At 32.7% G+C, this 8568-nt stretch carries 10 protein-coding genes and 1 pseudogene; 7 read left to right on the top strand and 4 right to left on the bottom strand.

What is annotated here, in order from left to right; genetic code table 11:
- The 5 genes and pseudogenes from JF75_RS10640 to JF75_RS10635 all read left to right on the top strand — a co-directional run.
- Positions 1–627, top strand: a pseudogene (locus JF75_RS10640) (hypothetical protein); the annotation flags it as partial.
- A gap of 195 nt (positions 628–822) precedes the next feature.
- Positions 823–1872 carry a helveticin J family class III bacteriocin gene (locus JF75_RS10020; RefSeq protein WP_046333027.1) on the top strand — a complete coding sequence of 350 codons (1050 nt, stop codon included), beginning with the start codon at positions 823–825 and terminating at the stop codon, positions 1870–1872.
- A gap of 110 nt (positions 1873–1982) precedes the next feature.
- Positions 1983–2246 carry a hypothetical protein gene (locus tag JF75_RS10015; protein WP_038521153.1) on the top strand — a complete coding sequence of 88 codons (264 nt, stop codon included), beginning with the start codon at positions 1983–1985 and terminating at the stop codon, positions 2244–2246.
- Positions 2239–2556 carry a phage holin, LLH family gene (locus JF75_RS10010; protein ID WP_038521156.1) on the top strand — a complete coding sequence of 106 codons (318 nt, stop codon included), beginning with the start codon at positions 2239–2241 and terminating at the stop codon, positions 2554–2556. Before JF75_RS10015 ends, JF75_RS10010 begins: the two co-directional genes overlap by 8 nt.
- A 629-nt stretch (positions 2557–3185) precedes the next feature.
- Positions 3186–3329, top strand: a complete 144-nt coding sequence (locus JF75_RS10635; protein ID WP_158593833.1) for a hypothetical protein — start codon at positions 3186–3188, stop codon at positions 3327–3329.
- Positions 3330–4648: 1319 nt separating this feature from the next.
- Here the strand turns inward: JF75_RS10635 and JF75_RS10005 are convergent.
- Entirely contained in the window at positions 4649–5176 is a 528-nt protein-coding gene (locus JF75_RS10005) for a hypothetical protein (RefSeq protein WP_046333026.1), read from the bottom strand.
- Between the two features lie 130 nt (positions 5177–5306).
- Between JF75_RS10005 and JF75_RS10000 the strand changes: the two genes are divergently transcribed.
- Entirely contained in the window at positions 5307–5810 is a 504-nt protein-coding gene (locus tag JF75_RS10000; RefSeq protein WP_052726935.1) for a thioredoxin family protein, read from the top strand.
- A 311-nt stretch (positions 5811–6121) separates the two neighbouring features.
- On the opposite strand, the gene JF75_RS09995 is transcribed toward JF75_RS10000, so the two are convergent.
- The 3 genes from JF75_RS09995 to JF75_RS09985 form a co-directional block, all read right to left on the bottom strand.
- On the bottom strand, positions 6122–6361 hold the full coding sequence (locus JF75_RS09995) for a hypothetical protein (RefSeq protein WP_038521144.1): 240 nt from the start codon (positions 6359–6361) through the stop codon (positions 6122–6124).
- A gap of 25 nt (positions 6362–6386) precedes the next feature.
- Entirely contained in the window at positions 6387–6890 is a 504-nt protein-coding gene (locus JF75_RS09990) for a hypothetical protein (protein WP_038521147.1), read from the bottom strand.
- A 401-nt stretch (positions 6891–7291) separates the two neighbouring features.
- Positions 7292–7810 carry a hypothetical protein gene (locus tag JF75_RS09985; protein WP_038521150.1) on the bottom strand — a complete coding sequence of 173 codons (519 nt, stop codon included), beginning with the start codon at positions 7808–7810 and terminating at the stop codon, positions 7292–7294.
- A gap of 383 nt (positions 7811–8193) precedes the next feature.
- On the opposite strand from JF75_RS09985, the gene JF75_RS09980 reads away from it, so the two are divergent.
- A partial coding sequence (locus tag JF75_RS09980; RefSeq protein WP_342446796.1) for an SLAP domain-containing protein occupies positions 8194–8568 on the top strand: 375 nt, incomplete at its 3' end.

The following is an 8568-nucleotide window of genomic DNA, read 5'->3' as shown; positions in this document are numbered from 1 at the left end:
AAAGCTATAAATGTTGATAGTATCAATGGAAATAAGTTATTTACTAATTATGCTACTGTTACAATAGCATCATTGCCATTTTCTTCTGATAAAGATTTTACAAAAGCAAATCTTGTTAATAATAAAGGTGAATTTACCAATAAATATGTCAAAAAGGGTACGAAACTAGTGGTTGATCGTCGCAGTAATAGAGAAGAACTAGCAGGGACGACTAAAATTGATATGCTTGATAATGGAGTTCTAGAAGTATTCCGCATAAAAAACAATAAAAAATTGTTTGTTTTAAGAGACGACCTTAAAACGCAGCCTCGTCAGCAACTAATACCGTATACTAATATCATGCATGTAAGATTTGTGAATGACGCATATCTTTATAATATAAAAGGAGAATTTGCGGACGATTCATGGTTTAGTTCAGGTGATACGGTTTCGGTTACAGGATTAAGATATATATGGGTTCCAGCAGATAAAAAAGCAGAACTATTTTATGAAGTTTTAGATTCACCTTCATCGATGTCAAACTGTAATTTTGTGAAAGCTTCGACTGCTAAATATACTTTTGGCAATCATTTAAAGCCAATAAATACAGCAGCTGATGTCACGCCAGCCAACATAGAAAAAATATAAAAGAATAAAGTTAAATATAAAAAGCAATGAATCCTCATTGTTTTTTTTTTGCTTAAAACTTGCACAATTCCTCCAACAAAGAATTAAGCCGACATTAGTCGGCTTAATTCCTCCTTACGTGCTATTTTAATTATGATCTCGAGATTAAAGATTTGGATAGATAATTATTTTTTCAATTAGTAAAGGAGTTTCGATATGAGAAAAGTATCTAGTGTAACGCCAAGTTTGAAATATGAATTGAATGGTCTCCATCAGGTAGTTGTTCAAAAAGGTAATGTAGCAACTAAATATATATATGCGTTGCAGCAATTGGCCAAAGGTACAGATACTGTAGTTTATAGAGCAAGAAAAGATGGATTTAATGCACAATTTACAAAAGGCGAAAAGCATTTTCGGTTATTTTTAAAGGGTGCTAAAAAGAGTGGTACAGCAGGTTCTCATACACAAACTTGGGAATATGCTGGACCTAACGGCAATGGTGAGTGGTTTATTGGTACAAAACCTAAAAAACTTTCAAGCTCTAAATATTACTGGGCTACTCAAATAGCAAGGGTAAAATTTCAAAATAAAAAATATACGAAAAATACACAGATGCCTAGGTTGTCAGCTCTTAATAGAGCAGGAGCAGGCTATGATGATAATGTAGTTTATCCAGGAGTTAATTTGCTTAGATCCGAAGCTGCGGTTTCTCCAAATTATCTAGATATGTTGATTGTTACTATTGATACAAGTGGAACGGCTCATTTTGGTTTCTACTCAGTGAATGAAATTAATAAAGCTCTCAATGGTGGTCCTACAAATTATCCGCTTGATCAATTTCGTTGTTCTTATGCATTTAAAATTGAGAATTTTACATCTGCTGTTGGATCAATTCAGGGCTTTGATATAGACGATAAAAAAAATATCTATATTTCAAGTGAAGCTGCACCTAAAACAGATGATGTAGGTCAAGGGGTAGCTCAAGATCGTTATATTTATAAAATACCTTATGGTTATCAAAAACTGCCGAATGGATTAGTGGATTGGAATAGCACAGAGAACTGGCATAGAATTAATTTGAATGCTAATAATAATGATCACAATAATGGTTCAGTCTTAGATCGGAGTAAATTTGTTACTGAGTTTGAAAGTATTCAAGTAATTAATAAAAATGATGCATATTTAACGGTCTCATATCATGACGCAACTACATTAAAGACTTTGCACAGTAGAATTTATGAAATTACTTGGAATGACCCAGAGTAGTAATAAGTTTTATAAATAGATCATAAAATATTTAAAAGTCTCAAACAGCTCACTTACTGTTGAGACTCTTTCTTTTATACAAACCAAAATAGCAAGGAGGAATATGCATAATGTATAAAAAACTGATAATTTTGCTAACCTCAACTGCCTTTTGTGGACTCGTTTCAATGCTAATCAATTTTTATCAGTGGCATGTAAAAACAAGAAATACTGCAAATGATAAAGAACGGCGACGATTATATAACGAAGTAAAATACTATCGTACAAAGTTTCTTAATGATGAAAATGAAATTGATCATTTAAAAGAAAAAATTCGTAAATTAAAGGCAGCACAATTTACTACTGTCAAGGAGAGAAGTGATATTGATGGATAAATTAACGTCTATTTTACAATTGTTAAGCACGCTAGCTGTAATAATTGCGTTTATTCTTGTTGGTATTTATCCATATATTAAAGAACGTAATAAATCTTTAGCAGATAAGTTAGATGTATGGTATAAGCTTGCTCAAGTTTTAGTTAACGAGGAAGCTATTAAAAGTGAGAAATCTGGTGCAGATAAAAAACAGACAGCTACTGATACATTAATGATCCAAGCAAAAAAGTTAAAAGTACCATTAACCAAGAATGTGGCTGCTGGATTGGTACAAAATGCTTATAATCAAACTAAAACAAGACGTAGTTGAATGCCTACAAAGCAGATTTAGCAAATTGCGTAAATCATACAAGAACTTAATGAGCAGGTAGTTGAATTATATAATTTATTAGATTAATGATAATTAGCCATTAAAACACGCTGGCAGCAATTTGTTGTTAATCTAGAAAGCTTTTAAGCTTGATAGAATACTACTCTCAGTCTAAAAGACTATTAATTTTAAAAAAATTAGTAGAATTTGATATTTCTATGGTATGATTACTTTAACAAGCAAATAAAATGCCTTGATTGCCAATAAGGACAATCAAGGCATGAAAAAAGCTAATCTCAAACTTTTGCAGGGTAACAGATTAGCTTCATCAATTAAATTAAGTATAACAAAAATACTTAAAAATTCAAGAGATGAAGTTAAAAAGACCTTCGAGTTAAAAGATTAGCCCGGAGGTCTTTTCCGTTATCAAGCGAACCAACAGGACAAAGTTGAAAAAAGGGACAGGTTTAATAGAGCCATTTCAAGTAATAAATCTATTTCCGAAAGCACGTAACGAATGCAGTGGGGCAAGTGGCGGTGACGACCAGCAGTTAAGCGAACCAGGTCAGGGCGGTACAGACGACTACTGTCTGGTCAGAATTACTCATGCGTAAGGCGAGCAGGCAGCAGTGGAACATACGGCAGTAGCAAGGACAGAACATAGTACGAGGTACTATTGGCTGGGGTTAGCATATGGCGTTGCCCAGACCTTCAGATCATATTTTGGAGCGACAAAAAACAACGGCTCGGCTACTGTGCAGGGCGTTTTTTAGCTTAAATGTATGCTGGTTCTTTGTGACCAGATTAGTAACCAACAATCGACAAAGCGGTTAGTTAGATAGTTTCTTCTCCTTATCGCAAGGGGAAATTACCTAACTAACCGCTTTGCGGTTATGTTAGTTACCTTATGGGGCCAGTGTGCCCACTGCAGGGAACAGTAATTGGCAGTTTAGGTTAATTATTTGATCTTGTTTTAGGTTTAGGTGGAGCAGCTGGCGTAGTAGATTTTGGTTCAGCAGTCTTTCATGGTTTATTTGCAGGTTAGGGTGTCGAGTAGTGTTTTAGTTTTGCTTGTAGGAGATTAACCTGGTTCTTGATGTTGATTTATATTGGTCGTTCGTTGTCATTTATCGGATTAGATAAAGTTGTTTTGTTACCTATATCTTGGAATTTCACAAATTTTTAGGAAAGAGCATAAGGAGAACTGCTATCACTTACTTAACGTAAGGTGATAGCTTGGCGGTGCCAAGCGTTTTCTAACAGCAGCTGCCTGCTAGCACTTTTTTTGCGAAATATCCCAATATGGGACTGTTGCAAACGCTGGTGTAGAGCTGAAAGCCCCATCTGGGTTTGTGAAAGGGATCTGATAGTCCCAAAATGGGATTGTTAAAAACCCTGGTAGAGCAACATTCTCACGAAGGTAAAAATTACTTCTAAAACCGTATTTTGGTTTTATTGAATGCCAGGCTCGCTTTAGATGTAATGGAGAGCGGGGGGGTAAAAAATAAAAGTAGGCGAAATAGTTGAGGAATGATTTTGTCTACTTTTAAAAAATTGGGACAGTCATTTTTGAGCAAAAAGGGAAATGATTTTGGCAGGTAAATCACACAGCTTATCGTCAAGAAGTCGTCCATTTGGTGGAAAATCAGGTGTAAGTATACCCGAGGACGACAAAACGGCTCACAGGGGCTAATAGGGGCCAAATTAGGCAAATTAAAATAAAGCTTAAATTATTGTATAAAAATAGCACTAGGATTAATTACTAGTGCTATTTTGGACTTTTAAATAACTTTAAAGGTAATTCCAATTACTCCAAAATCCAAGGAGAATAAAAATTATCATTATAATAATTAACGATGCAATTCCAGCTATAACTTTTAACTTTCTTTTACTAATGTTAACTTTGGCATTATTAGCCAAATATTCGTTAGCGAACATTGTAAATGTGGAAAGTATAATAAACCATAGCCTCCAAACTCCACCAGACCTTGAACGAATGAAAATCGGACTGAGAGTAGTGATTGATGTTATCAAGAAAAACATTATCGTTAAATAATATTTATTAGTTAACTTTTTCATTGCTTATACCATATTAGCAGGCAAGACCTGCTCCTGTCCAAATAGCTCCTAGACCAACACCAACTAATGCTGCTCCTATACCCGTAGCTCCTGCAGCCACAGATCCAATTGCCCATCCAAGACTGGTAGCAGTACCAGCGCCGGCCATTGTCCACGAACAAGCCTTATGATGCCTAACTTTTCTTAAAAGTGGATTTTCATAAGTAAATTCATCTGGGTGATTTTTAGCATATTCATTAACTTTATCTAATGCAGATTGTACATCATCTACAGTTACTTTAAGATTAGTTCGCTTTAAAGATTGTGCTAGATAATCTTTATCTACAATTTTGACTTGGGCAACGCCGGATGAATCCGGATAAGTAATCAGAGATCCTTTGATAGCAGCATTAAGAGTTTCAGTTTCTGCTTTGGTTAGCTGATTGCTCGTTGCTGTTGATTGAGCAGGAGTAATTGTTGTTGCAGATACTGTTGTAGCTGGTACTGCGAGCATCGAAACGCACACAGCAGTTGATGACAGTAGGGTTATTAAATGCTTCATATTTATTTCTTCTTTCTATAATTAAAATAAAAGTTTCAAGCTTTTATTTTTTGCTGATTATAATAATAGCTCTGGTTTGCAATAAAATCAATAAAAAATTAATATAGAAATATATAAAGGGGCAATAATTATGAAAAAGGCATTTATCAATGTGGTTATTTTGATACAGTTAGGTCTATCTGTGCTTAATTGTAATTTTCAAGATACAAAAGCTGCTGAAATTGATGATACTGAACATGTTGGATATAGAGATAACAGTGAATTAGTGTTGCGATATCAAAATACAGAGTATCAAAAGGCTACCAAAACTTTTATTAAAATTTCTCCTAAAAAAATAAATAAATTACTTGATAAAAAAAACAAAAGAGTCATTTATGTATTTTGGGGAAAAGCCTCTTGTCCATACTGCAGAGCTTTCGTCCCTGGATTAGCAAAGCTTAGTAAAAAAAGGAAAATAAAAATTTATTACATAAATACTGAAAACACAGATAAAGATAAGTATTTAAAAAAAGAACGAAAAAAGTATAAAGTTGGAAGTGTTCCAACTTTAATAAAAATTAAAAACAAAAGACATTTTAAAGTGTTTGATCGAGGTAAAAGTACTTTGAATCAATTTTTGACAAAAAATTATTGATACGTGCAGTTTTTAATGATTAGTTTGAAAAAGCATATTTATCTAAAATGATTTTAATTGGTCTAATTGTGAAATTATCAGGTAACGAAAAAAGGGAAGGTTGATTTAACAGCCTTCCCTTTTGCTATACGGCTTCAAATTCACAAACATTTTTTTGCTGCAGTTTGAAGCCTTGTAGCACTAAGTTTCGTAGCAACTTCGCTTAATGTACATTATGTTAAGTTGCTTTGGTATATATGGAATTATTTTTTTGATTAGGTATTTAATCTGCTTAATTTGTAATTAATTTGCGTATTTGAGTTTTGGTTTGCTTATTTTTTGTTATTTTTGAAGAATATCATCCATTCATAAACACATGTAATAACTGCTATTAGATAATCATACCAATGAAAAGCTTTTGAAAAGCCCACTAAAGAGAGGAGAAACACAGCAATCAACGCTAAAGTAAAAAGGATAGGCATAGCAAGCGTCATATTGTATCTGGCAAGCCAAGTATCGATTGGCAGAAGCTCTAGAGCCAAGATAATGATTATTATTAAAGTAGTATTCATGTTATAGTCACACCTTTTAGATTATTTAAAGATAGATAAATACGACTGTTCGTGCCGTCCAGTAAGCGACTGTGCTGTTAAGGTGAAGATAATGAATTAGCGCATATCGTATACCATCTTCAGCTTTACCTTCATAATCAGTTAGAAAGTTTACAAAAGCTTTTAGTGGCTTAGTTTTTAAACTGTTACCAGTAATTTTAGCAACGTATTTGGCAATTTTCTTAATTGTTTCTAACTTTAAGCCACGTGTCAGGTTATTGTTTTGTTCAGTAATTTTGTCTTGTAAGAGAGTATTCTGCTGCTCCTCATTAAGTCCAGCACCATTAACAATTTGATCAAACTCATCTTGTTGATCTTTAGTTAATGAACCGTACAATGCCCCATATGAACTGTTGTTTTGATTTTCATTGGAATTACTTACGGAGTTGTCCGTAGCAGCAAATGTATTTACTACAGTTGTTGCCATAGTCGTTCCTATAAAACTTGCTGCCCCAAGAGAAATTCCCAATTTTTTAATGGTACTTTTCATAATAGTACGCCTTTCATAATATTTTTGGTCAATGTCGACATTGATATTAAAACCATAGTTCAGTATAAAAATTTATCAACAAATAATATTAAAAAATAATCATGTATATATAAACATATAGTTCGTTAAATATCCAGTTAATTTGTGCTTTATAATATGAAATTATCAAGTTTTTCAAAGATTAATAACTAGAAGATAAAATAAAAAATGACTCTTACAAGTCATTTGAAATATTGATTACTTATTAAAAAAATACAGTGAAAATTAATATTATAGTGGGTGAAATTATTGTCAAAATAACTTTGAATACGTTACTTTTAAACATTAAGTTCCCTATTGTTAGCGAATGATTATAAGTCAGTTAGAAGTGATCTTAAGATGCCTCAAGGTCTTATGCCCAATTATTTAAAAATCTTTTGCCACCAGTGTTCATTTTTTCGAACTGGCTCTTTTAGTTCATTATCAATGTTTCTTTCCTTACGTTCTAAAGAGCCCTGCTCTTTTATCTTTTGGTCTCTGCCATGTAACTGTTGTTGTTGGTTCATAAGCTGCATTAACCGATCAAACTTTTTTCCTAAAGCCCTATTAGCTTCTCTTAACTCTTTATTCTGCTCCTCGATTTTACTTAAATATCGATTATTAAGCTGATCAATTTCTTCTTGTTGTTTCGCTACTTTTTCTTCCAAATGTCTGACGTAATCAGTTTTACTAATTGATCTAGCAGAACCTACTTCACCATTTTTAAAATGAGCAATGACTTTCTTCGCTTCTGATTCATCAAGAACCATTTTTCTATTTTCTTTTTTATATATTATCTTATATTTTTTTATATACGAATTAATCCTTGTTCTATATCTTGCTACTTCTTTATTAGATGCTGTAGGTACTATTATATCAATTATTTCTCTTATATCTTTCATATATATTTCTCTTATATTGCTATATATTACTATATATTTCTATATATTTCTATATATTATTATATATCAATAACAGGACGAAGTCCTCAAAAGAGTAAAGAGGGTTTTATTAAAACATAGAAGCACACGTAGATTTCAAAAGTGTAGATATACAAAAAGGCAATCCAAATGGATTGCCTAGACGTCTAGTATGTCTCTTTTGCATGCGAGGATCGCACTTTATTTTTCACGAAGTTTTTTATAAATCTTTTAAAACTGATAGCCATTTGGCTTAGCACTACTTCGACTAATATTTATATTAGGTTGCCTGGTCCAGTAAAGGTAGCCTTAATAGACAATTAACCAGATAGCTATTAGAATTTAAGGATAAAGGAGTAATTACAATGAAAATTAACAAAAAATTGTTTATTAGCTTATTAGCTGGAATATTGACAACAACATCATTAGCAGTTACTACAACTAATATTGATCAAGCTCAAACTACTACGTCAAATGTAAATTCTGAGCAAGGCAAGCTAACCTTGAATCATAAGACTCGTGTTTATAACAAAAAGGGTAAGAAAAAGTATTCTTATCTTAAAACGAATGGGCTGCTAAAAAAGGGTGCTTTAGTAAGATATGTTGGCAAAATTAAAGCCCTATCTGATCCAGATACCAAGCGTTATTCCTTTAATGACAAAGATATGAACTGGTATTATCTACCATATAAAACAATTAAAGGTAAACAATACTACAACATCGGTCATGGCGGTTATATT

The sequence above is a fragment of the Lactobacillus kimbladii genome, from assembly GCF_000970755.1.
Taxonomy (GTDB): Bacteria; Bacillota; Bacilli; order Lactobacillales; family Lactobacillaceae; genus Lactobacillus; species Lactobacillus kimbladii.
This window is presented reverse-complemented; position numbering and strand designations above follow the sequence as displayed.

Excerpts from the sequence above, each read along its gene's own strand:
- JF75_RS10000 (WP_052726935.1), top strand. The coding sequence starts at position 5,307 with ATGAAAAAGGCATTTATCAATGTGGTTATTTTGATACAGTTAGGTCTA.
- JF75_RS10015 (WP_038521153.1), top strand. The coding sequence starts at position 1,983 with ATGTATAAAAAACTGATAATTTTGCTAACCTCAACTGCCTTTTGTGGA.
- JF75_RS09990 (WP_038521147.1), bottom strand. The coding sequence starts at position 6,890 with ATGAAAAGTACCATTAAAAAATTGGGAATTTCTCTTGGGGCAGCAAGT.
- JF75_RS10010 (WP_038521156.1), top strand. The coding sequence starts at position 2,239 with ATGGATAAATTAACGTCTATTTTACAATTGTTAAGCACGCTAGCTGTA.
- JF75_RS10005 (WP_046333026.1), bottom strand. The coding sequence starts at position 5,176 with ATGAAGCATTTAATAACCCTACTGTCATCAACTGCTGTGTGCGTTTCG.
- JF75_RS10020 (WP_046333027.1), top strand. The coding sequence starts at position 823 with ATGAGAAAAGTATCTAGTGTAACGCCAAGTTTGAAATATGAATTGAAT.
- JF75_RS09995 (WP_038521144.1), bottom strand. The coding sequence starts at position 6,361 with ATGAATACTACTTTAATAATAATCATTATCTTGGCTCTAGAGCTTCTG.
- JF75_RS09985 (WP_038521150.1), bottom strand. The coding sequence starts at position 7,810 with ATGAAAGATATAAGAGAAATAATTGATATAATAGTACCTACAGCATCT.